This is a genomic window from Mesorhizobium sp. L48C026A00 (assembly GCF_000502375.1).
Classification (GTDB): domain Bacteria; phylum Pseudomonadota; class Alphaproteobacteria; order Rhizobiales; family Rhizobiaceae; genus Mesorhizobium; species Mesorhizobium muleiense.
Map to the genome: position 1 here is coordinate 1 of NZ_AYWU01000010.1, position 23,066 is coordinate 23,066.

Genomic DNA, 23,066 nt, shown 5'->3' on the forward strand with positions numbered 1-23,066 from the left:
GGGGGAAAACTGTAACCCATGTATCCGGTTCAAAGTGTTACCCATCTATCAACTGGACACCGGCAGGCGGATGAGGGGCAGCGCAAACTTAGACAAGACCCGCCCTACATCCTGCCGTCATTCACTAAACCAGCACCAGGCCTTGCCGCATGGCGATGGCGATGGCGTCGGTGCGGTTGGCCGCACCTAGCTTGATCAGGATCGCCGCGACGTGAAACTTCGCCGTATGCACGGAAATGTTCAGGCGCCGCGCGATCACCTTGTTGGGCGCGCCCTCGGCCAAAAGCGCCAGCACTTCGCTCTCGCGCGGCGACAGCACCGGCCGGCCGGCGCTGTCGCCGACCGGCTCCTCGTCGGAGAGATCGTCGTCATGGAAGGCGAAATCGTCATGTCGATCGGACAAGGGGCGGCCCTCGCCCGAGATCCGATAGCCAGCCGCCGCCAGTCGCGCGGCGGCAGCGATCAGCAGATCGTCCACTGCCGGCGGCAGCACGGCAAACACGGTATCGGCCGGCCGCTGCCGGCTCGCTCGTTGCGACAGGAGCACCCGAGGTATCGCGGGATCGCTGGGCCCGCCTTCCACGCCGCCTCTTTCCAGGTAAACGCCATCGACGATCGCGACATCCGCTCTGTCGGCGCTATTGCTGCTACCGGCCACAATCGGCAGCAGATCGCCGGTCGCGGCAAGAGCGGTGGACAGGTGCTCGGCGCGCACGACGTCATCGAGCGCGATCAGCACCGTCAGCCGCCGCCCCGTGATCCTGTGACTTGCCATCGATCTTCTCAGTTTAGCGGCTTTTCGCCGATGGTCAGCACGACGTCGCGCCGTTCGCCGCCGCGCACCACGCCGAGCGTCACCGACGCGCCGGCGCTGTCCGGCCCGAGCCTGCGGATCAGCTCGCGCGGGCCGTGCACGGCCTCGCCGTTCCACGACGCGATGATGTCGCCAAGATGCAGGCCGGCCGCCTTCGCCGGGCCATTGTCGTCGAGGCTCATCACCATCGCGCCATGCGTGTCGCCGTTGCGGATCGGGTGCAGGCCGGCGCCGAGATAGCCGCGCGCGACATGGCCCTTCTCGCGCAGCGTCGCCACCGCCCGTTCGATCGTCTCGTAAGGCATAACCAGCGCCCGCCGGCGCGGCCCGAACAGCAGCATGCCGATCAGTGCGCCCTTGGCGTCGAGCACCGGGCCGCCCTCGAAACGGCCACCGGCATTGACGGCCAGATTGATGCTCCGGTCGATCGTGCCGCCGCGCATAGAGCGCCAGGCCGGACCGACCTCACCAACCGTTCCGAATGCAGCGAGCGACGCACCGTCGCTATTGCCGACGGCAATGGCCAGATGGCCCGGCCGCGCCGTGCCTGCCTCGGCCAGCGGCGGCACGTCCGGTGCGCCGGTCGGCTTCAGAAGGGCGGTCCCGGTGGATGGATCGCGGCCGACCAGCTCAGCCTTCACCTTGTCGCCCGAAGAAAGCGTCAGCTCGATCTCCTCGCCGGCCTCAACCGCCTCCTCGGCAGCGACAAAATAGCCGTCGCGCCAATGGAAGGCGGTCGCGGTGCGATGCTGATGCGTGGCGAAACTCGCCGTCGCCGGCGCCGCTGCGGCGGCGATATCGGCTATGGCGTCGGAAAATGCGCTCAGATTGAAGTCGCTCATGTCGGTCTCCTGGGTCTTTTTCGCATCGGCCCGAAAATCGGCATCGATTTGTCGGAAAGCACGATGCGAGAACTCAAAGTCTTAGAGCGCACTTTGAGCGTCCAATGGACGCTCATCGCTCTACCCCAGATATCGCTCGGCAGCGCGTTGGCGGGTACTCGCCTGACGGCTAGTTGGGCGTTGGACTGGCCATCTGGTCAGGTCGCGGCCGATCCGGCCGTTCCGCACATATAGGCATCCTTCATCTTGCTCTAAAGACACGGAGCCCTGCCATGTCCCTCCCCGCCCAGCAATTGCAGTTCGACGATGCGCTGCTCGACGATTATTCGGCAACGGTCGCCGATGCCGTGGACCGCATCGGTCCCGCCGTCTGCCGCATCGAGCGCATCGGTGGCGCCGGCGGCCGAGGCTCCGGCTTCGTCATCACGCCGGATGGGCTGGTCGTCACCAATTTCCACGTCGTCGGCGATGCCCGCAGCGTCCGCGTCACCATGCCGGACGGCGTGTCCAGAGAAGGCCGCGTTCTCGGCCGCGACCCCGACACCGACATCGCGCTGGTGCGTGCCGACGGCAGCTTTGGCGATATCGCGCCACTCGGCGATTCCAAGCGCCTGCGGCGCGGCCAGATCGCCATTGCCATCGGCAACCCGCTCGGCTTCGAATGGACCGTCACATCAGGTGTCGTCTCGGCGCTCGGCCGCTCGATGCGTGCTTCCACCGGCCGGCTGATCGACGATGTCATCCAGACCGACGCAGCGCTCAACCCCGGCAATTCCGGCGGACCACTGGTGTCGTCGGCGGGCGAGGTTATCGGCGTCAACACAGCCATGATCCATGGCGCGCAAGGCATTGCCTTCGCGGTTGCCTCCAACACCGCCAATTTCGTCATTTCGGAGATCATCCGCTTCGGCCGCGTCCGCCGCGCCTTCATCGGTGTCTCGGCCGACACGACAACCCTGCCGCGTCGCGCCGCCCTTTTGTCGCAAGTGTCGAGCAGCACGGCGGTGCGCCTGCGCAGTGTCGAGGCGAACAGCCCGGCCGCCAGAGCCGGCCTGAAAGAGGGCGACATCATCGCCGCCATCGACGGCCGCCCGGTCACCGGCGTCGACGATCTGGTGCGCATGCTCGACGCCGAGCGCATCGGCCGCGAAACGCTGTGCACAGTGGTGCGCCGCTCCGGCATTTCTCAGGTCCCGCTGATGCCGGTGGCGCGGACGTAATAACTATCGCGGCGCAAACAGTTGGCCAAGCAGCGAAACCAACAGCACTGCCAACTCGCCGGTCGGATCGAGGTCCGGATCGAAAATCGTCATGTCCATTCCGATACAGCGCGGATCCGCCACCAGCGCCGCGAGGACGGCGATGAGATCGTCGGGATCGATACCGGGGCTGCCTGGTGAATCCACCGCAGGCATCACCGTCTGATCGAGCGCATCGACATCGAAATGCACCCAATAGGGCCAGCCGGTTCGCGCCAGCGTGGTCAAGGTCTTTTCCAGGACCTCTGCCGCGCCGAGCTCCCGCGCGGCAAAGACATCGATCAGCGTCATCGCGGTCGAAGTGATGTCGGGCCAGGCGAAGTCGGGGTTGCGGTTCTCGCGTTCGCCGATCTGAACCACCTGTTCGTCCGCAACAAGTGGGCTCGCGATCTCAGGCCAGTCGGTCAGCAACGGCTCACCACGTCCGGTGGCGAGCGCAAGGTCCATGCCGGCGGCCGAGCCGAGCGAAGCATCGACGTCGTAGTTGCCCGGATGGCGGAAATCGCTATGGCCATCGACATGGACCAGTGCCAGCGGACCGGATCGCCGTGCACCAGCCAGCGCGCCAAGCAGGACCGCGCAGTCGCCGCCGACGACCAGCGGGAACTCGCCTCGTCTCAGCGCGCCGGCAACCACTTCGGCGAGTCCGAGATTGAAGCTGCGTATCGCATTGCCGTTGCGCAGCCGGGTGCCCGGCTGCGGCTCCGTGTTATAGGCGGGCCGATCAAGATCAACCACTTTGAGGGGCGAAAGCGTCTCGATCAGGCCGGCTTCGGTCAACGCCTGCGGCGCACGCCACGTGCCCGGAATATGACCTGGCCTCAGCGGACGCAGGCCAAGGTTGGAGGGTGCGCGGACAAGGCAGATTTCACGCATGGAATGGGCCCAGGCTGATGAGCTCAGCATAGACCGCAAAGACATGACCGGCCACGCGGCTGAAGGCTTCAGCTGATATCTACAGACAATTCCTGCCAGCCCCTGTCTCGCTCAGCCCGCCGCGCCTTCGACAAACTGCTCCAGAAACTCGGCGCTCGGCGGGATCGGCTTGATCACGTCGATCAGCACGCCATTGGGGTCTTTGGTGATGAAATGACGCTGGCCGAAGGCTTCGTCGCGGAGCGTTCGCAGGATCGGCAGGCCGGCGGCGATGACCCGCTCATAGATAGCATCCGGGTTCTTGACTTCGAAATTGATCAGCAGGCCGGAGGTCCGGCCGCGCCCTTCCTCAGGAATGGTTTCATGATCGCCCTGGACGATGCCGAGATTGACGCGGCGATCCTCGGTTGATTGCAGATGCACGTACCAGTCGCTCTCGAACAGCGGCTTGAAGCCGAAGTGCGCGACATAGAAGGCCTTCGTGCCGGCAACGTCGCCGGTCATCAGCACCGGGTAATAGCTTGTCGTCTTCATCTTTCCTTCTCCCGTCAAATAACATACAGTCTGCATGTAAATGCGTATTAACATACAGGCTGCATGTATGCAACAGGAATCCGCGCGCCGCTCCAACCGCGATCGCACCGAAGCGACGCGGGCCGACCTGATCGCTGCGGCGCGAAAACTGTTCACCGAGAAGTCCTATGCGGAGACCGGCACGCCCGAGATCGTGGCTGCGGCCGGCGTCACCCGCGGCGCGCTCTATCATCACTTTGCCGACAAGCAGGCGCTGTTCGCCGCAGTGGTCGAGCAGGAGGCGGCGGCTGTGGCGGAAGAGATCGAGCGCGCCTCGCCGCCCTCGCTGTTTGCCCGCGACGCACTGATCGCCGGCTCGGATGCCTATCTTGCCGCCATGCGCGCACCCGGCCGCACCCGGCTGCTGCTGCTCGACGGGCCGGCCGTGCTCGGCCGCGCCGCCATGGACGAGATCGACAACCGCCACGGCAACCGCTCGTTGCGCGAAGGCCTGGTTGCCGCGATGCGCTCGCAGTCCATGATGAGATTGCCGGTGGAAGCGCTGACCGCGCTGCTTGCCGCCGCCTTCGACCGCGCGGCGCTCGCCATCGAAGCAGGCGCTTCGACCGAGGACTACCGTGCCGTTCTCATGGCGCTGATTGATGGTCTGTCGCCCCAGGCCCCTGGTTCGGCTCGAACTCGTTGAAACAGCCAAGCTGGCGCTTGAACTGGTCGATCAGCCAGGCCGCAGCCGGCTTCGGGCTGCGGTCGGCGCGGTGCATGGCATAAAGCGGCGCGCGGACTTCGCGATACGGCTCCAGATCGAGTTCCACCAGCCGGCCGTTGGCCACATCGTCAGCAATCAACCATCGCGGCAGTCCGCCCCAGCCCAACCCTTCGCGCATCAGCGCATGCTTGGTTCGCATATCCGTAAGTCGCCAGGTGCGGTAGGCATAGACGCCGTAGTCGCGCCCTTTGGTGCGCTCGGACTGGTCGCTGACGACAAGTTGGATGTGTTCGCGCACCTCCTCCAGCGGCACCGGCTTGGGAAGCAGCGCCAGCGGATGGCTTGGCGCGGCCGCCGGCACCATCGACATGAAGCCAATGCGCACAAGATGCGCGTCGACCTCGCCCAGCAGGCCGCCAATACCGAGATCGGCATGTCCATTGACGACATGATCGGGGATCAGCCCGAGCGTGCCGATATGCAGGCGCAGCATCACGGTTGGAAATTGCGCCTCGAACGCCTTCAACACGCGCACCAGCACGGTGGAAGGCAGCGTCGCATCGACTGACAGCGCGACTTCAGCCTCCAGGCCCTGCTTGTGGCTGTCGATGCGAGAGCGGATGCGCTGCAATACGCCGACCATGCGCCGCGCATCTTCCAGCGTCGCCCGGCCGACATCGGTCAGATGCGGCTCGCGCGTGCCCTCGCGCTCGAACAGTTTCAGCCCAAGCTGCGCCTCGAGATTGGCGATGGCGTAGCTGATGACCGACTGCGCTCGGTTGAGCTTGCGGCCGGCGGCGGAGAAGCTGCCGGTGTCGGCGACGGTGACAAGGATCTGAAGCTGATCGAGCGTCGGGTTTGGCTGCATCGTTCTATCCACTATTTGGATGGAACATACATAAAATATACCGGTTTTTCAAATGGGTCAGCTCGCCCATATAGGTCGGGACAGTTCAGCCAACCCTGGAGACCCGCCATGTCCATCCTTCTCGTCACATCCAGTCCGCGCGGCAATGCCTCGCATTCGACCCGCATCGCCACTGAACTTGCGGAAAAGCTGCTCGCCGCCGATCCTTCGGCCAAGCTGGTCGCACGCGATCTCGTGGCAAACCCGCTGCCGCACATCGATCCGGACTATTCGACCGGCATCTATACGCCCGCCGAGGCCCGCACCCAGCGCCAGGCCGAGGTCGTCGGCGTTTCCGACGGCGTGCTCGACGAACTGTTTGCGGCCGACACCATCATCCTCGCCACCGGATTCATCAATTTCGGCATCTCGTCGACGCTGAAATCCTGGGTCGACCACGTCTCCCGCACCGGCAAGACTTTCTCTTATGGCGAGAATGGCCCGAAGGGCCTCGTCACCGGCAAGAAGGTCTACATCGTCCTCGCCTCGGGCGGCATCTATTCGGAAGGCGCTGCCGTGCAGATGGACCACGCCATCCCTTACCTGCGCAGCGTGCTTGGCTTCATCGGCATGACCGACGTCGAAGTCATCCGCATCGAAGGCGTCGGCATGGGGCCGGATGCGGTCACTGCCGCTCTGGCCAAGGCATCAGCCAAGGTGGATGCCTTGGTGACATCGACCGTAAGCAAACAGGCTGCGGCGGCGTAGGCCGCCAGCCGTCGGCAACTTGAAATCAAAGGCAGGCGCCTGACAGGGCGCTTGCCTTGTTCGTTTCAAGATGCGCCGGAGACCGATCGGGTCTCACCCGAACATCTTCTCGCCCTGTTCGTCGACCAGCTGAATGCCCTTTTTGATCGAGATGTCGACAGCGTCGTCGAGCCCGGCAAAACGATCGGCGCGGATGAATTTGTGCTCCTTCATCACGCCGTCGATCTCCTTGGAAACCACGCCGCAGGTCTGGTATTGGCCTTCCGCCTTGTACGGCGTGGCGCTGATCAAAAATCCCTTGTGCTCGATCTGCTTTGCCGGTGCAGCACTCTTTGGCTCGCCCGCGTCGCCGCCGCCGCCGAAAAGACGTTTCAGAAAAGACATGAGCGCGCCCTCCAACGGCAATCATCCTGTATCACATAGCGTGGTGCAGGATGATTTCACTAGCGGTCCTTAGGCAAACGGGCAAGGCCCGCATCCGGCCTGGAAGTCAGTCGCGCGACAGCGCTTCGAGGGCTTCGGCCGCCCCTTTCAATATCGCGATCGCCTCGGCCTGTTTTTCAGCGGGCGCGTCGACAATGTCGCCGAGGGCTGCGCGTAGCCGGTGGCGCACGGCGCGGAATTCGTCGCGCTTTTCCGAACCGCCGCGGCCGCGACGTCCGCTATCCTCGCCATCGTCGTTCCAGCCGAACCAGTCACGCGCCTTTGCCATCTTGCGGCCGAAACGCTCGAGATGATCGAGCACATGGTCGATCATCTCGCGATTGTCATTGAGATGCGCCTGCCCTGCCTCGGTAATCGAAAACACCTTCTTGTTGCCTTCCGCCGACGAGACGGCATAGCCGGCCTCTTCCAGGAAGGTCAGCGTCGGATAGACCACGCCGGGGCTCGGGCTGTAGACGCCGCTGGTGCGTTCCTCCAGCGCCTTGATGATGTCATAGCCGTGGCGCGGCGCCTCGGCCAGCAGCGACAGCGTGATCAGCTTGAGATCGCCGTCGGCCAGCATACGCCCGGCGCGGAACATGTCGCCCGGCCCGCCGCGCCCGCCGCCCCTCATGCCGTGGCCGAATGGGCCGAAGCCGCCGCCACGACCGCCGAACTTGCCGGCCATATGCACGAAAACGCGCTCGGCATGCTCGCCGAAATGATGATGTCCGTGCATTGTCTGCTCCTTGAGTTATGTCTTACGATATATCTCAATTATGCGAATGAGGCCGTTGAGTCAAGATATATCTTACGATGTATCTGAGAACGGTGCCACCAGATTGAGTTCGTCACCGAGCTTGGCTAATATCGGTTACCAGCGGCCCTTGCGCCGGTTCCAGGCATAGAGAAGATCGGCGAAGCGATCATAGGCATAGCGCGTCAGCGGCAGCACGGCGCGATTGCCGAACAGCGCTGCCAGCCAGCCCTCGCCCGGCGTTCTCAGCCAGACGGCAATTGCGACGTCGGCGCCGACCAGCAGCCTGCCGTCCGCATCGGTTGCGTGCAGCCGGCGGCGGATGTCCTCCAGCGACACGCCGTATCCGGCCAGCGCCGCCGGTTCGGCATTGATGTCGCGAAACGCGATCCGCCCGGCCTTGATCGCCTCGACCAGCCGCCGCTTCTGCCTGATGATGCCGGCATCGCAAACCGGACAACGGGTATTGTACCAGACGGTCAGCAGAGGCTTGGGCATGTGTCTCGATACGCGCGTTGAAGTGCTGCGCTGACTATCCAGGAAACACCTTCGCCCCGCAACATTTCGGGCAAGCCACTTCGGCCAGCCACCTTCGAGATTGGCCGGGCGCCGTCAAGCGGCGCCTGACCGGCAGCTTGCGCGGGTCTATAGCCGCGCACGCCTCAGCCGAGCGAGGCGATGATCTCGCGATACGCCAATTCCGGGAAGGCCTTGAGCGTCCGCGTCCTCACATTACCGCCTGTCGCCAGCATCAGCGAGAATCGAGCGAGCACCGCATCGTCGGGCGCTTCGACGACCGCCACCATATCGCATTCGCCCATGGTGAGATAAAACGCCTTGAACGAGCCGCCCATGTCTCCCAGCAGCTTCTTGGCGGCATCGAGCCGCTTCGGCGACTCGCGCACATTTCTGGCGCCCTGCTCAGTCCAGTTGATCAGCACGATATAGGTTGTCATGCACACCTCCCTCCGGAGGCCTCGGAGCGCGGCGTCACCGCCGGGGCGGGCATCGGGGTTTGTCGCCCAGAAAAAGCATCCGACACGCGATTATCCTCCCACAGCCAGTATGCTGCAAGAACAACCGCACCGTCCGGCGAGACAATCCCTGATCGGGTAGGAGGGAGCCTTGCGGCATCCCCCCTCCCACACCACCGTGCGTACGGTCCCGTACACGGCGGTTCGTGTCGCGCTCGGCTTGAGGTCCTCAATGCCCGCCGCCCTATTGGCGCCCAGCCTTATCTTGCGGGTTCCGCCCGCTACTTCCGACTAAGGCCCTCTCGCGAGGTATCTGCCCAAGGCGCTCGGAAATGAAGTCCGACCTCCATCGACACGTTCAGCCCTTCACCGGTTGGTCCGGCTACTACGGCCTCTGCTGACTCCTGCCGACCCTTCCCGGCGCCTCTCGGCGGCGGTAGCACACCCGTTTCCGGGGGCAGGCCGGCAGGCCTCCCAGGGTAAGACGCGTGACCTTCGTGCCAAATACCTGTCGCATCTACGGCCACACCCTCCGGGTGATATCGGGCTTCGGACTTCATTGCTCCCTCGCCCGGATGCGGACGCCTCATATGCGCTTCCTGTTCGTCAGGCCGGCACTTTGCTTGCAGCTTCCTTCAGACCCCGCCTCGCGACGACGCCCTTGCTGTTCGGCTAGCGGTTCCCATCACCAGGGTCCGCAGAGGACTTTCACCTCCAAGTCATCGACCGGATACCACCCCGGCCAAACGGTGCTTGCGCACCACGCGCCATGCCTGGCGCACAACAAAAAGGGCGCCGCAGCGCCCTTTAAATTGTTATTCGTTGCCCGGCATCAGCTGTCGAGGAAGCTCCGCAGCTTGCGCGAGCGGCTCGGGTGCTTGAGCTTGCGCAGCGCCTTGGCTTCGATCTGGCGGATGCGCTCTCGGGTGACCGAGAACTGCTGGCCGACTTCCTCCAGCGTGTGGTCGGTGTTCATGCCGATGCCGAAGCGCATTCTGAGCACGCGCTCTTCACGCGGGGTGAGCGAAGCAAGCACCCGCGTCGTCGTCTCGCGCAGATTGGCCTGGATCGCCGCGTCGATCGGCAGGATCGCCATCTTGTCCTCGATGAAATCGCCGAGATGCGAATCCTCCTCGTCGCCGACCGGCGTTTCGAGCGAGATCGGTTCCTTGGCGATCTTCAGCACCTTGCGCACTTTTTCCAGCGGCATGGCGAGCTTTTCCGCCAGTTCCTCCGGCGTCGGCTCGCGGCCGATCTCGTGCAGCATCTGGCGCGAGGTGCGCACGATCTTGTTGATCGTCTCGATCATATGCACCGGAATGCGGATGGTGCGCGCCTGGTCGGCGATCGAGCGGGTGATCGCTTGCCGGATCCACCACGTAGCATAGGTCGAGAACTTGTAGCCGCGGCGATATTCAAACTTGTCGACCGCCTTCATCAGGCCGATATTGCCTTCCTGGATCAGATCGAGGAACTGCAGGCCGCGATTGGTGTATTTCTTGGCGATGGAAATGACGAGGCGCAGATTGGCCTCGACCATTTCCTTCTTGGCGATCGCGGCTTCGCGCTCGCCCTTCTGCACCTGGTTGACGATCCTGCGGAATTCCAGGATCGAGATCGCCGTTTCGGTGGCGAGGTTCTGGATCTCGGCGCGCAGGTCGCGGATCGCGTCCTTCTCGTTCTTGGTGAATTCCTTCCAGCCGCGCGAGGTCAGATTGCCGATCGAGCGCGTCCAGTTGGGATCGAGTTCCGAGCCCTGATACTCCTTCAGGAATTCCTCGCGGCGCACGCCATAGCTTTCGGCCAGCCGCAACAGCTTGCCTTCGTTCTGCACCAGGCGCTTGTTGATGTCGTAGAGTTGCTCGACCAATGCCTCGATGCGCGCCGTGTTCAGGGATAGCGACTTCACCGCCTTGATCAGCTGGTCCTTCAGCTCCTTCAGCCGGCGGTCCTGGCTGGGCGACAGCGTGCCGGCGGCAGCGAGCCGGTTCTCGACCTGCTGGTCCTGCAGCTTGCGCAACTTCTTGTAGGTGTCGGCGATGACGTCGAGCGTCTCCATCACCTGCGGGCGCAGCTCCGCTTCCATCGCCGCCAGCGACAGGCTGGCTTCGTCCTCGTCTTCCTCGTCGTCATCAGTCAGACCGCGCGTGTCGCCGCCGACATTGGTGATGTCGTCCTCGTCCTCGCGCGAACGGCGCGGCTTGTCGTCGGTCTTGGCTTCCTCGATCCGCTCGACCACCGGCGCCTGCTTGGCCTCCGGTCCGGCATAGGTCGCTTCGAGGTCGATGATCTCACGCAAGAGGATCTTCGATTCGTTGAGCTCGTCACGCCAGATGATGATGGCCTGGAAGGTCAGCGGGCTTTCGCACAGGCCCGCGATCATCGTCTCGCGGCCAGCCTCGATGCGCTTGGCAATCGCGATTTCGCCCTCGCGCGACAGAAGCTCGACCGAGCCCATCTCGCGCAGATACATGCGAACCGGATCGTCGGTGCGATCGGTCGGCTCTTTCTTGGTGGTCGTCGCAGCAACGGCGGTGCCGGTCTGCTCGGCCAGTTCGTTGGCGTCTTCCTCGGCGTCGGCAGCCGCGTCGGCGGCTTCGGGCTCCTCGCCCTGCTCGTCGTCCTCGACCACGTTGATGCCCATGTCGGAGAGCATGGCCATCGTGTCCTCGATCTGCTCGGAGGTGACTTCCTCCGAGGGCAGCACCGAATTCAGTTCGTCCATGGTGACATAGCCGCGCTTCTTGGCGGCCTTGATCATCTTCTTGACAGCATCGTCGGAAAGGTCGAGCAGAGGGCCATCGGTGGCGCCTTCACGTTCGGTCTCGACCTCTTCCTTTTCTTTTGTCGCCATTCTTTATTTTCTCCAAGCGGCCAGGTATCTAGCCGCATAAGTATCAAGCCGCGTAAGCTGCCGTACCGGTTTATCAGATGCGCTCGCGCTAGAACGCGTTTCCCCGGGCCAGTAACTGCATCTCTCGTTAAGTCCAGATTAACCCTGGTATCTGTGGCAGGCTGACTGCCTGTCCAGTGACCGGTACCTCACATCGCTGCATTTCCGTCGACGCCGGCGCGGGTTAACGTTTCGAATCGTCCTGATTCCGTCATTCTGCCAGAAGGTCAAGCGCCTCTCGCATGATTCGCATGAAAAAAGCGAATCAATTACCCGACTTAAAGCGCCGCGGCTGATTCGGCGCACAAGCACGGTCTGCACTTTCACTCTTTCGTAAGCTTCGACCTACACCCGCCCGGCCCTGCCCGAAGACACGCCGAACCCTTCGATCAGCGCCTCCGTTGCCTGCACATCACGAAATTGCGCCTGGATCTCGACGAGATGCCGGTAATTTTCGTCCGTGGGATCGCTGGCGAGCGCCGCTTCTGCCTGTTTCAGCTCCTTATGTAATGTGCGCGCGCTGCGCTGCAAGTGGAGCGCCTGGCTGAAGGCGTCGCGGGCATCGTCAAGTCCGGCTGTTTCCAGCGCCGGCCATTGCCGCGCCCGTTTGATCAGCGCCACCACGCGCGCCCAGATCTCGCCGCAGCCGGCACGTTCGATCGTCGCGATCACCGCGTTGCGGTCGTTGGCCATGTCATGCGCCATCGCATCGAGGATCGCCGCGTGCAATCGCTTCAGATCGGTGTTGGCGAGGTCGAGGAACTCGACATGCGCGAAATTCTCGTCGATCAGCGCCGGATGATTGACAAGAGCTGCGATGATCGTCGCCTCGCGCACCGACATCCCCTCGCTGCCGCGCTTGACCAGCGCCGAGCGGCCAAGGCTTTCGGTGATCGCGGTGCGTCCACCGGCATTGCCGCCGCGTGCGAACTGCCCGCCAGCAGCTGAGCCCTTGCCCTGAAAGCGCCCGCCGGACCGCCCATCTTGGCGCCCCCCTTGATAGGTTTGGCGCGCGCCGCGCTGGGCACCGAAAAAGCTTAGCACTCGCTCGCGCATTTCCTGTTGGTAGTGATAGCGCAAGCTCTCGTCGCGGATGCGGCTGGTCAGTTCGCGCAGCGTTTTTTCCAGTTCCGCCCGTCGTTCCGGCGTGTCGAAGATGCCGCCGGCCGTTTCGCGCATCCACAAAAGGTCGGCCAGCGGCCGCGCCTCGGAAAGCACGGCGCCAAACGCGTCCGGCCCTTCGGCCTTGACCAGATCGTCGGGATCCTTGCCTTCGGGCAGAAGCGCAAAACGCACCGAGCGGCCTGCCTGGACCGCCGGCAGCGCCATGTCGGCGGCGCGCCATGCCGCCTTCAGTCCGGCCTGGTCGCCATCGAAGCACAGCACCGGCTCGCCGGCCATACGCCACAGCAGTTCAAGCTGGTTTTCGGTCAGCGCGGTGCCGAGCGGCGCCACGACATTTTCGAAACCGGCCTGCGCCAGCGCGATCACGTCCATATAGCCCTCGACGGCAATCACCGTGCCGCCCTTGGCCAGCGCCCCCTTTCCCAGCGCTTGGCGCGCTCGGGCGAAATTATAGAGCACGTTGCCCTTGTGGAAGAGCTCGGTGTCGGGCGAATTCATGTATTTGGCGAGCGCATCGGCCGCCAGCGCCCGCCCGCCAAAGGCGATTATCTTGCCTCTGGAGTCCGGGATCGGGAACATGATGCGGTCGCGGAACCAATCGTAGGAAACCGGAACGTCGTCGCCATGGCGCACCAGCCCGCATGCCTCGATATCGGCCTTGGGCACGCCCTTGGCGGCAAGATGCTCCTTCAGCGCATTGCGGCTATCGGGTGCATAGCCGAGCCGGAACGATTGCTGCGTCGCCGGCGTCAGCCCGCGGTCGCGCAGATAGGCGCGGGCTTTTGCGCCTTCCGGCCCCTGCAGCCGCTCCTGGAAGAAGACGGTCGCCATTTCCATGACTTCGGTCAGGCTGGCGCGTTCCTTTTCGCGCCGTTCCTCCTGGGCATCGCGCACCGGCATCGGCACCCCGGCCATGACGGCGATCTTCTCGACCGCTTCGGGAAAGCTCATTCCGTCAAGTTCGGTGAGGAATTTGAAGTGGTCGCCCGAAACCGAGCAGCCGAAGCAATGATAGCGTCCCTTCTTGTCCTCGCAGTGGAAGGACGGGCTCTTCTCGCCATGGAAGGGACAGCACGCCCAATAATCGCCGCGTGGCGCATTGGTCTTCTTCCTGTCCCACGCCACGCGCTGGCCGATCACCGAGGAAATCGGCACGCGGTCGCGTATCTCGTCGAGGAAGGCAGGTGGAAAGCGCATCGGGAACGGCTCGTTTGCCTCCATATAATCACGCCGGCGAAACCCGACGACTCCTAATGCGAACCATACCCGGTTTTCACAGGGCAAAAAGAAGGCGGCCGTTGCAAGCCGCCTTCCTTCCTATCCGGCATTGTGCCGGTCGACGTTTTTGACGGTCAGTGCGCGGCAATCGCGCCGAAGATGATGCCGGAGACGACGCTGACCAAGAGATAGTCGTTGCCGACGCGGATCCATTCCTGGCCACGGCCCGGACGACGCAGGCCATAGTGGCGATAGTCGCGGACCGGCTGGTGGCGCCTCCAACTCGAATATCTCTGGCCGTTGCGCCAATGGTTCCTCTTGACGACGACTTTCTTCTTCACCACGACGCGCGTCTTGACGTGCCTGTCCGGCTTCTTCCAGTCGACCTGGCTGTAGGTCGACTGCGGTGCATTCGGCGCGTTCAGCGGCGCTGCCTGACCCTGCAGGGACGTCGCAGCCAGCATCGATACGGCGACTGCGGAAAGAATGATGCGTTTCATGACGGGGTACTCCTTGGTTGTCGATGCCAAAGCAATAGAGCCCGAAGAATGAACCGAAACTGAACACGCGGATTACGTTTTTGTAATGATTTCATGTATTTATAACATCTAACTCAACACTCGGCTCAAACCTGATCTGAAGCGGTCGTCGGCACTTTAGCGCGCGACCATCAAGAAGCCGGCCGGCGATGCAACCATTTTGCGATCCATCCATTTCCGACACGCCCTGTCGCGCAACAGCCGGCCGAATTGGGCAAAATTTATTATCCGGCTAAAAGTAATCGGAGTAGTATCGACCTTTGCAATGTCCTTGATTCGCCCCCTCTTTTGCGCCTTTGCCATCACGGCTCCCATATTGCTGGTGGCTGTCGGAATGCGAGCCTGACATGAGCGGTTCGGTCGTTTTGCTGCATCTTGCCGGCGCGGTGGCGCTGATGCTGTTTGCCACCCGCTTGGTGAAGACAGGTGTCGAGCGCGCCTATGGCGATGTGCTGCGCCACAAGCTGCGCGCCACCATGCGCAATCCTTTCATGGCGGTTCTGGCCGGCTGCGGCCTGGCGATCGCCCTGCAAAGCTCCACTGCCGTCACCTTGCTGGTCGGGTCCTTCGCCGGCGCCGGCATCGTCAGCGGTATATCGGGCCAGCTTGCCGTGCGCGGCGCCGAGATCGGCTCGGCGCTGGTGGTCAAGCTGCTCACCTTCGACCTGTCGCTGCTGGTGCCGGTCTGTCTTGTCGCCGGCACCGTCATGTTCATGGCCACCGAGCGGCGCGACTGGCGCCAGTTCGGCCGCATCCTGGTCGGCATCGGCCTGCTGGTGTTGTCGCTGGAAATGATCGGCCAGGCCTCGGAGCCGCTGCGCCAGAGCACGCTGATGCCGGTCGTCGTCGATTACTTCTCCGGCGACCCGGTCACCGCCTATCTCCTGGCGGCGCTGGTCACCTGGCTGTTCCATTCCTCGATCGCCGCGGTCCTTTTGATGGTGACGCTCGCCGGCCGCGGCTTCATCCCGCCCGAACTCGGCATCGTGCTGGTGCTCGGCGTCAATCTGGGTTCGTCGATCATCGCGCCGCTGCTCACCCGCAATGCGGAGCCGGGCGTGCGTGTCGTACCGATCGGCAATCTCCTGATGCGCGGCATGGGCTCGCTGGCCATGCTGATCCTGTTCCTGTGGTTGAAGCCGCCGGTCGCCTTTCTCGGCGCCACCGTGCCCGACCAGATCGTCAACGCCCACATCCTCTTCAACATCCTGATCCTGGTTGCCGGCCTGCCGCTGGCCGGCCTTGTCTACCGCGTTTCGGAAAAGATCGTGGCGCTCGGCACCAAACCGGCGCCGGCAGAAGCGCTCGACGTCGTCGAGTTGTCCGCGCTCAACGACAGCGCCCTTGATGTGCCGAGCCAGGCGCTGGCCAACGCCACCCGTGAGGTGGTGCGGGTCTGCGAGACGGTCGAGATCATGCTGAAGCGCATCATCGAGCTCTATGAAAGCGCCGACGCCGACAAGATCAAGGCGCTGGCCGCGCTCGACGACCGCGTCGACAAGAAACATGCGTCGATAAAGCTCTATCTGGCCAAGGTCACCAGGAACCCGCTGAGCGAGGACGAGGCGCTGCGCTGCCAGGAGTTGATCGGCGCCTGCGTCAAGCTCGAACAGGTCGGCGACATCATCGTGCGCAACATGCTGGTGCATGTCAGGAAAAAGCTTGAGCGCGGGCTGGAGTTCACGCCCGAGGGTTGGCGCGAGCTTAGCGGCTTCCACGCTTCGGTGCTCGCCAACGCGCGGCTTGCCTTCAACGTGCTGGTCTCGCGCGATCCGGAGACCGCCCGCCAGCTGGTGCTGGAAAAGGATCGGCTGCGCGACCGCGAGAAGGAGACCAGCGCCAGCCATTTCGTGCGGCTGCGCGACGGCACCGCCAAGAGCGTCGAGACCAGTTCCATCCATCTCGACACTATCCGCGACCTGAAGCAGATCAATTCGCTGCTTGCCTCGATAGCCTACCCCGTGCTCGAGGAACGCGGCCTGCTCACCGGCTCGCGGCTGAAGGCCGGATAAATTGGGCCCAGCGCGGGAATTGCCTGGAGCCGGCGCGCGAAAATTAGTCTTTGCTAACCCTTCCGTCTGTCGGCTAGAGCATTTTTCAGCCAACCGTCTTCGCTTGGCGTCGGACAACACGCGTCAAGCAAAGACCTGGAGCGCGGTTTTGGTTCCACCAGAACGCAAGGCGCTCTAAGGATCGCTTAAAATCCGCCGGGAGAAAGTCTATGGATACCCATTCGCGCAGTTTCGCCAAGGCGCTTTCCTGGCGCGTCACCGGCACGGTCGACACGATAATCATTTCGCTCATCGTGACGGGCAGCATCAAGCTCGCTGCGGCCATCGGCGTGACCGAGGTCATCACCAAATCGCTGCTCTACTATTTTCACGAGCGGGCGTGGTTGAAAATCCCCTACGGAAGGAAGACGACGACCGTCTAGCCTTGTGCGGCCGGAGCTTGGCTGAACCGATGAAGAAAACCTAAAGCGGCGTCGAGAACTTCTGGATTGCCCGCCGCTCTCGTCCGTGATTTGAGCCATCTCGTTCAAGGATCGCCTTCCCGCGCCATGCTTCCCCTCATCGCCCTGTTCATCGCTGCGTTCGCATTCGGCACCACCGAGTTCGTCATCGCCGGCGTGCTGCCGCAGGTGGCGGACGGCCTTGGCGTCTCCATCCCAACCGCCGGCTACCTCGTCTCCGGCTACGCCGGCGGCATCGCGATCGGCGGACCGCTGTTGACGCTCGCCACCAAGACGCTTTCCCGCAAGGCGTTGCTGCTTGGCCTTGCCGCAGCCTTCACCATCGGCCAGGCCGCCTGCGCCCTTGCGCCCGACTTCGCCTCCATGTTGCTGTTGCGGATTGCAGTGGCCGTCGCGCACGGCGCCTACTTCGGCGTCGCGATGGTGGTTGCGGTCGGCTTGGTCCGCCAGGATCAGCGTGGAATGGCCGTGGCGCTCATCCTGTCGGGCCTCACGGTCTCCAATGTCATCGGCGTGCCGGCCGGCACGGCGATCGGCAATATTTGGGGGTGGCGCGCGACGTTCTGGGTGATGTGCGCGCTTGGTGTGGTTTCCATCGCCGCCATGGCCGCCCTCCTACCGCGCCGGACGGGATCGTCGCGCCGGCCCGTCAGTTTCGGCAGCGAGGTCCGCGTGCTCGCACGCCAGCAGGTTTGGACGTCGCTAATCCTCATGCTGATGCTGATGATCGGCCAGTTCGGCCTGTTCACCTACATCACGCCGACGCTGCTTGAAGTCACCGGCCTCGGCGAGGGCCTGGTGCCCTGGGTGCTGCTACTCAACGGTGTCGGCGCGACGATCGGCGTCTTTCTTGGCGGGCGGCTCGCCGACTGGAAACTGATGCCGTCGCTCATCACCATGCTTTTCATGCAGGCGGTGACACTTGCCGTCATTTACGCCGCCAGCCCGTACCCGGTGCCGATGGTCGTTGCGATCACTATCTGGGGTGGTCTCAGCTTTGCCATCGGCACCCCGATCCAGACCCGTATCCTGACCTGGACGGCGGACGCCTCCAATCTCGCCTCATCGCTTATCCCGGCCGGCTTCAATGTCGGCATCGCGCTGGCCGCCTCGCTCGGCGCCGCCATGCTCAATGCCGGTTATGGCTATCGCAGCCTGCCGGTGGTTGGCGCTATGGCCATGCTGGTCGCCGTGGCGGTAGCGCTCGCCTCGCATATCTGGGAGTGGCGCCGAAACACGATGCCGCCGCTGCCGGCCGCTGCCGAATAGTCGGCAGGCGCTACAGGTCGATGCGATAGCGCAGGCTTTCGGCGCCGCCATAGGCAGCGTCCTCGAAGAATCGCCCGACGAGCCGTCCGCCATTGGCCAGGACCACCTTCTGCGAGGCGAGATTACCCGCTTGGCGGTGATCTCGACGAAGGGCAGGCCGAGCGCCCTCGCCTCGCCGAGCATCAGCCTCACTGCCTCTGTCGCATGGCCGCGCCGCCGCTTCCATGGCACTACGGCATAGCCGATGTGGCCGAGCACATGTGGCGGCAGCTCGGCGGTGCCGCGCTGCCAGCGAAGGCCGATCGAGCCGGCGACTTCGCCGTCCCAGATCCAGCGCCGGAATCCCGGCAGGCGCGGCACGTTCGTCCCATCAGGCAAGGTGACCGGACCACCCTTGGCATCGGGGTCGTCGAGATCGGCGAGGAAGGCCGTTGGATTCTTTTCGATGGCCGCAAGCTGCTCGCGCGTCGCCTCCATCAGCCGCACATTGTCCGGCGACCAGCCGCGCTCAAGGGCGGCCTTATACGACGGCAGATGTTCAAGCGCCGGTTTGACGAGTTCAACCATGACGTACGATCGCTCCGCTGCCGCCCTCGGATTCTGAAGTTGATCTTCAGGGGCGGCTTTCTAAAATCAAATGTCATCGATTGGGTCCACCTACTTTGGAGTGAACACAATGCCCGACCACAGGTCCGAGAAGTCGGCGAAGGCCGCCGCCGAGCGGGGCGCGGCAACCAAACCGCGCAAGGCGACGCCGAAGCCGCAGTCCGGCAAGGAAGCGAAGCCGGCACTCCTCGCAGGCGGCAACCCCCAGATCGCCAAGGCCGAAGGCGACGCTCCCGTGCAGGCCTACATCGCGGCCATGCCGGGCTGGAAAAGCGACGTCGGGCGCCGTCTCGACGCAATCATCGCGCGCACCGTCCCCGGCGTGCACAAGGCCGTCAAATGGAACTCGCCGTTTTACGGCATCGAGGGGCAGGGCTGGTTCCTGTCGTTTCATGTCTTCACCCGCTACATCAAAGTGACCTTCTTCCGGGGCACGTCGCTGCGTCCTGTTCCTCCCGGCGAGTCCAGGCACAAGGACGTGCGCTACCTCGACATTTATGAGGACCAGCTCGACGAAGCCCAGTTCGCCGCCTGGGTGAAGCAAGCCAGCCAATTGCCAGGCGAGCGACTGTGAGATGCATCACGAATTAGCCAAATGCGTCTGCAAGCACCTCATTCAGGCGTGCGAACGCGGTGGGCTCGTCTGGCGCATGGGCCGGATTAACTTCTGTGACGGTCAGGCCGCGCCATTGCTGCAGGGCAGTCAACTGCTTTAGCACGAAGGCGGCTTGCTCCAGTTTGAGACCGTCGCAACGGCGCACATTCTCAGCAATCGGGAAATCGATAAAGGAGAGCACATCGGCATCGAAGTGAATAAGCACACAGTCAAAGCGCGCCGCCCATTCGGCCGCGCGCGCCGCCGCCGCCTCGATATCAATCAAAGCTTCCTCACGCGAAATGACCTTGATCGCGTGATCTCTGATCGCGGCGGCTTCAGGCGGAGTGATATTCTCGACGCCGAAATAGAGAAGTTGCTGAGGCACGAGCATCGGACGCGTTGGGCCGAGCCCCGCGAGCGAAGGCTCGCATCCCGGGATGTTGAGCAGATGGGCGACACCAGTCCAGTCCAAGGCGCCGTCGCTCGTGTCAGGTGTGTTGAGATCGGCGTCAAAGTCCATGTAGACGAGTCCGATCCGCGCGCCGGCCGTGTTCGCCCCGGCGACCGTGCCCAACTCCACGGTACAATCGCCGCCCAAAACAAGCACGTCTTCCTGCGCCGAAATCGCCGTCGCCACGTGGCTTGCGACCAAGTCACAGGCCCCGCGCACGGCCTCCAGGTTCATGGCCTGCGGCCGCGAAGAGTCCGGTCGCCACCGGAACGATGCAACATCGCTATGATCCCTGATGGTTCTGCCTCGGCTCGCGAGCGCCTGTGCGAGCCCATGGCGCCGAAACACCGCGGGGGCTTGTTCCTGCCCTGGCGAATAGGCGCCGGCGCTGGTGGCGGCGCCGAAAATGTTCAACAAACGCGCCGCCAAATCGAAGCTCCATTTTTCGTATGATCCTGGTTGCAAAACGGGTCTGGAGCGACGAAGGTTCCTCTTCGACGTCGAGAGTTTGTTGCTCGCGCCTGAACGGAAAACGGCTCGCCGCATGGATGCGTACGCCAGACGCCGGACGTCGAACGTTCACAAAGCCACTGGGACCAATCATGACCAAAGCGACAACAGCCATGAAGAAGGGCGGCTCGACGGAGGGAGCAGGAGGAGACACCCCCTCTCAATTGATAGATGCGAGAATCAAAGAGCTGAGCGATTGGCGGGGCGAGATGCTCGCTCGGATCCGAACCCTCATCAAGCAGGTCGATCCCGAAGTGGTCGAGGAGTGGAAGTGGAGAGGGGTTCCGGTGTGGGAACACGCCGGAATTATCTGCACCGGTGAGACCTACAAGAATGTCGTGAAAATGACTTTCGCCAGGGGCGCCACGCTGGAGGACCCATCTGGCCTCTTCAACTCCAGCCTCGAAGGCAACACCAGGCGCGCCATCGACATCCATGAGGGCGACAAGATCGATGAAGAGGCGTTGAAGGCGCTCATTCGCGCCGCCGTGGCACTGAACCTGTCGGTGCGAGCTGCCGCCCGCCCCGCCCGCTCTCAGAAACCGAAGAGCGCCTGAGAATCAATCATATGCGGCCAGGGCTGGCTCCTCGCTGTCGCCTCCTCCAATGCCTTACGAGCTCGCTGCAGCGGCAAAATCCTACTGCAGCAGTCCCTTGACGATCCCGCTCGCCTTGGAGAAATCCATCTGGCCGGCGTATTTCTCCTTGAGCACGGCCATAACCTTGCCCATGTCCTTGACGCTGCTGGCGCCGGTCTCGGCGATGGCGGCGCGGATCGCCGTTTCGGTCTCTGCCTGGCCCAGTTGCGTCGGCAGGAAATCGCGGATGATGGCCATCTCGTCGCGCTCCTGCGCGGCAAGCTCCGGCCGCTTGCCGTCGTCGAAAGCCTTGGCCGACTCTTCGCGCTGCTTCACCATCTTGGCCAGTATCTGCAGGATCTCGTCGTCGCTGGCCGGCTCCTTGCCGGCGCCGCGATTGGCGATGTCGCGATCGTGAATGGCCGCCTGGATCAGCCGCAATGTCGGCAGCCGGCGCTTGTCCTGCGCCTTCATCGCGCTCTTCAGGGATTCGGCGATTTTGCCGCGCATGATGCTTTCTCCTTCGAATGCGACGGACAATAGCCGTGCCGAAAGCCCAAGGCAAATTCGACGCCGCCCGGCAAACCGCTGATATTGTTCGACGAAATAAATCGCGCCTGCGGGCGTAGCGTCATTGACCGCTCTGGCGCCTTCCCCTATGTACTGGGCCTTGCATGAACTGAGTTTTTGTTGCGCGCGCTGGCTGCGAAATCGCCGCTGCGCGCGGTTTGCTGCGCAGAATGGTTCGCCGGACCGATTGAAGGGCGCAGCCTTTAGGAGTGCCGCCATGGCAACGATGACCGCCGCGTCGACCCCCACTTGGGCCACCGAGAAGCCGACCGCCTCGCTGGTGCTGGCCGACGGCACCGTCATCGAGGGCCGCGGCCTTGGCGCCACTGGCTCCGCCGTCGCCGAAGTCTGCTTCAACACCGCGCTGACAGGCTATCAGGAAATCCTCACCGACCCGTCCTATGCCGGCCAGATCGTCACCTTCACCTTTCCGCATATCGGCAATATCGGCACCAATGACGAGGACATCGAGGATCTCAACCCGGTTGCCCGCGCCGGCGCCGTCGGCGCCGTGTTCAAGGCCGACGTCACCAATCCATCCAGCTATCGCGCCGCTTCTGGTCTTGACCAATGGCTGAAGAAACGCGGCATCGTGGCGCTTTCGGGCATCGACACCCGTGCGCTGACCGCGCTGATCCGCGAAAAGGGCATGCCCAACGCCGTCATCGCGCACGCGCCCGACGGCATTTTTGACATCGACGATCTGAAGCGCCGCGCCGCCGCCTGGTCCGGTCTGATCGGGCTTGACCTGGCCAAGGACGTCACGTCCGGCCAATCCTCGGTCTGGCGCGAGACGCCCTGGGTCTGGGACGAGGGCTTTGGCGAACAGACCGATCCGTCCATGCATGTCGTCGCCATCGACTACGGCGTCAAGCGCAACATACTGCGCCTGCTCGCCGGGTTGGGCGCCAAGGTCACCGTGGTGCCGGCCAACACCGGCGCCGAGGATATCCTCGCCATGCGGCCCGACGGCATCTTTCTCTCCAACGGTCCCGGCGACCCGGAAGCCACTGGCGACTATGCCGTTCCGGTCATCCAGGACTTGCTGAAGACCGACATCCCGGTCTTCGGCATCTGCCTCGGCCACCAGATGCTGGCGCTGGCGCTTGGCGGCAGGACCGCCAAAATGCATCAAGGCCATCACGGCGCCAATCATCCGGTCAAGGATCACACCACCGGCAAGGTTGAGATCGTCTCGATGAACCACGGCTTTGCCGTCGATGCCGGCTCGTTGCCCACGGGCGTCGAAGAAACCCATGTCTCGCTGTTCGACGGCTCGAACTGCGGCATCACCCTGACCGGCAGGCCGGTGTTTTCGGTCCAGCATCATCCCGAAGCCTCGCCGGGCCCGCAGGACTCGCATTATCTGTTCCGCCGCTTCGTCAATCTCATCCGCGAAAAGCGCGGCGAGCCGGCGCTGGCGGAGCGCGCCTGAT

General features: G+C 63.5%; 23 protein-coding genes and 1 pseudogene. 9 read left to right on the forward strand and 15 right to left on the reverse strand.

The features are described 5' to 3' along the window. Window positions 1-124 precede the first annotated feature (124 nt). The gene (locus X738_RS60210) at window positions 125-775 is read right to left on the reverse strand and encodes a helix-turn-helix transcriptional regulator (protein ID WP_023799737.1); all 651 of its coding nucleotides are present in this window, start codon (window positions 773-775) and stop codon (window positions 125-127) included. Window positions 776-783: 8 nt separating this feature from the next. Next, a complete protein-coding gene (locus X738_RS60215; RefSeq protein WP_023799738.1) occupies window positions 784-1,656 on the reverse strand; it encodes a S1C family serine protease in 873 nt (290 codons plus the stop codon). Between the two features lie 272 nt (window positions 1,657-1,928). Here X738_RS60215 and X738_RS60220 point away from each other — a divergent pair, with 272 nt between their 5' ends. Further along, window positions 1,929-2,876, forward strand: coding sequence for a S1C family serine protease (locus X738_RS60220; protein WP_023799740.1), 948 nt, complete (start codon window positions 1,929-1,931; stop codon window positions 2,874-2,876). A 3-nt stretch (window positions 2,877-2,879) separates the two neighbouring features. Here the strand turns inward: X738_RS60220 and X738_RS60225 are convergent, their stop codons facing one another. Beyond that, complete coding sequence (locus X738_RS60225; RefSeq protein ID WP_023799741.1) at window positions 2,880-3,791, reverse strand: arginase family protein; 912 nt, start codon at window positions 3,789-3,791, stop codon at window positions 2,880-2,882. 111 nt (window positions 3,792-3,902) lie between these two features. Further along, entirely contained in the window at window positions 3,903-4,325 is a 423-nt protein-coding gene (locus X738_RS60230) for a VOC family protein (protein WP_023799742.1), read from the reverse strand. A 67-nt stretch (window positions 4,326-4,392) separates the two neighbouring features. Between X738_RS60230 and X738_RS60235 the strand changes: the two genes are divergently transcribed. Further along, window positions 4,393-5,010, forward strand: a complete 618-nt coding sequence (locus X738_RS60235) for a TetR/AcrR family transcriptional regulator (protein WP_023799743.1) — start codon at window positions 4,393-4,395, stop codon at window positions 5,008-5,010. On the opposite strand, the gene X738_RS60240 is transcribed toward X738_RS60235, so the two are convergent. Next, window positions 4,952-5,899 (reverse strand): LysR family transcriptional regulator, encoded by a 948-nt coding sequence (locus X738_RS60240; protein WP_023799744.1) that lies wholly within the window; start codon window positions 5,897-5,899, stop codon window positions 4,952-4,954. The genes X738_RS60235 and X738_RS60240 overlap by 59 nt on opposite strands. A gap of 108 nt (window positions 5,900-6,007) precedes the next feature. Between X738_RS60240 and X738_RS60245 the strand changes: the two genes are divergently transcribed. Further along, on the forward strand, window positions 6,008-6,646 hold the full coding sequence (locus X738_RS60245) for an FMN-dependent NADH-azoreductase (RefSeq protein ID WP_023799745.1): 639 nt from the start codon (window positions 6,008-6,010) through the stop codon (window positions 6,644-6,646). A 93-nt stretch (window positions 6,647-6,739) separates the two neighbouring features. On the opposite strand, the gene X738_RS60250 is transcribed toward X738_RS60245, so the two are convergent. The 7 genes from X738_RS60250 to X738_RS60280 all read right to left on the reverse strand — a co-directional run bounded on the left by X738_RS60250 (window position 6,740) and on the right by X738_RS60280 (window position 14,536). Beyond that, the gene (locus X738_RS60250; protein ID WP_023799746.1) at window positions 6,740-7,030 is read right to left on the reverse strand and encodes an HlyU family transcriptional regulator; all 291 of its coding nucleotides are present in this window, start codon (window positions 7,028-7,030) and stop codon (window positions 6,740-6,742) included. A 106-nt stretch (window positions 7,031-7,136) separates the two neighbouring features. Then, a complete protein-coding gene (locus X738_RS60255) occupies window positions 7,137-7,808 on the reverse strand; it encodes a PadR family transcriptional regulator (protein ID WP_023799747.1) in 672 nt (223 codons plus the stop codon). Window positions 7,809-7,943: 135 nt separating this feature from the next. Further along, complete coding sequence (locus tag X738_RS60260; protein ID WP_023799748.1) at window positions 7,944-8,324, reverse strand: thiol-disulfide oxidoreductase DCC family protein; 381 nt, start codon at window positions 8,322-8,324, stop codon at window positions 7,944-7,946. 164 nt (window positions 8,325-8,488) lie between these two features. After that, the gene (locus X738_RS60265; RefSeq protein ID WP_023799749.1) at window positions 8,489-8,782 is read right to left on the reverse strand and encodes a GYD domain-containing protein; all 294 of its coding nucleotides are present in this window, start codon (window positions 8,780-8,782) and stop codon (window positions 8,489-8,491) included. Window positions 8,783-9,632: 850 nt separating this feature from the next. Next, on the reverse strand, window positions 9,633-11,654 hold the full coding sequence (gene rpoD, locus X738_RS60270) for an RNA polymerase sigma factor RpoD (protein WP_023799750.1): 2,022 nt from the start codon (window positions 11,652-11,654) through the stop codon (window positions 9,633-9,635). 384 nt (window positions 11,655-12,038) lie between these two features. Continuing rightward, window positions 12,039-14,015: a DNA primase gene (dnaG, locus tag X738_RS60275; RefSeq protein ID WP_031255173.1), complete on the reverse strand. Its 1,977-nt coding sequence runs from the start codon at window positions 14,013-14,015 to the stop codon at window positions 12,039-12,041. A gap of 155 nt (window positions 14,016-14,170) precedes the next feature. Beyond that, window positions 14,171-14,536 carry an RcnB family protein gene (locus tag X738_RS60280; RefSeq protein ID WP_023799752.1) on the reverse strand — a complete coding sequence of 122 codons (366 nt, stop codon included), beginning with the start codon at window positions 14,534-14,536 and terminating at the stop codon, window positions 14,171-14,173. Window positions 14,537-14,922: 386 nt separating this feature from the next. Here X738_RS60280 and X738_RS60290 point away from each other — a divergent pair, with 386 nt between their 5' ends. The 3 genes from X738_RS60290 to X738_RS60300 all read left to right on the forward strand — a co-directional run bounded on the left by X738_RS60290 (window position 14,923) and on the right by X738_RS60300 (window position 18,317). Continuing rightward, the gene (locus X738_RS60290) at window positions 14,923-16,587 is read left to right on the forward strand and encodes a Na/Pi cotransporter family protein (protein ID WP_023799754.1); all 1,665 of its coding nucleotides are present in this window, start codon (window positions 14,923-14,925) and stop codon (window positions 16,585-16,587) included. A gap of 209 nt (window positions 16,588-16,796) precedes the next feature. Next, the gene (locus X738_RS60295) at window positions 16,797-17,009 is read left to right on the forward strand and encodes a DUF2061 domain-containing protein (RefSeq protein ID WP_023799755.1); all 213 of its coding nucleotides are present in this window, start codon (window positions 16,797-16,799) and stop codon (window positions 17,007-17,009) included. A gap of 126 nt (window positions 17,010-17,135) precedes the next feature. Next, window positions 17,136-18,317: an MFS transporter gene (locus tag X738_RS60300; protein WP_023799756.1), complete on the forward strand. Its 1,182-nt coding sequence runs from the start codon at window positions 17,136-17,138 to the stop codon at window positions 18,315-18,317. 10 nt (window positions 18,318-18,327) lie between these two features. On the opposite strand, the pseudogene X738_RS60305 reads toward X738_RS60300, so the two are convergent. After that, a pseudogene (locus X738_RS60305) lies at window positions 18,328-18,884 on the reverse strand (GNAT family N-acetyltransferase). A gap of 109 nt (window positions 18,885-18,993) precedes the next feature. Between X738_RS60305 and X738_RS60310 the strand changes: the two are divergent. Continuing rightward, window positions 18,994-19,497: a DUF1801 domain-containing protein gene (locus tag X738_RS60310; protein WP_023799758.1), complete on the forward strand. Its 504-nt coding sequence runs from the start codon at window positions 18,994-18,996 to the stop codon at window positions 19,495-19,497. A 13-nt stretch (window positions 19,498-19,510) separates the two neighbouring features. On the opposite strand, the gene X738_RS60315 is transcribed toward X738_RS60310, so the two are convergent. Then, the gene (locus tag X738_RS60315; RefSeq protein ID WP_023799759.1) at window positions 19,511-20,401 is read right to left on the reverse strand and encodes an arginase family protein; all 891 of its coding nucleotides are present in this window, start codon (window positions 20,399-20,401) and stop codon (window positions 19,511-19,513) included. A gap of 173 nt (window positions 20,402-20,574) precedes the next feature. On the opposite strand from X738_RS60315, the gene X738_RS60320 reads away from it, so the two are divergent. After that, the gene (locus X738_RS60320; protein ID WP_031255178.1) at window positions 20,575-21,039 is read left to right on the forward strand and encodes a DUF1801 domain-containing protein; all 465 of its coding nucleotides are present in this window, start codon (window positions 20,575-20,577) and stop codon (window positions 21,037-21,039) included. Window positions 21,040-21,120: 81 nt separating this feature from the next. On the opposite strand, the gene X738_RS0141825 is transcribed toward X738_RS60320, so the two are convergent. Next, window positions 21,121-21,570 (reverse strand): GatB/YqeY domain-containing protein, encoded by a 450-nt coding sequence (locus X738_RS0141825; protein WP_031255180.1) that lies wholly within the window; start codon window positions 21,568-21,570, stop codon window positions 21,121-21,123. Window positions 21,571-21,847: 277 nt separating this feature from the next. On the opposite strand from X738_RS0141825, the gene carA reads away from it, so the two are divergent. Continuing rightward, complete coding sequence (gene carA, locus X738_RS60325) at window positions 21,848-23,065, forward strand: glutamine-hydrolyzing carbamoyl-phosphate synthase small subunit (RefSeq protein WP_023799762.1); 1,218 nt, start codon at window positions 21,848-21,850, stop codon at window positions 23,063-23,065. Window position 23,066: the final 1 nt, after the last annotated feature.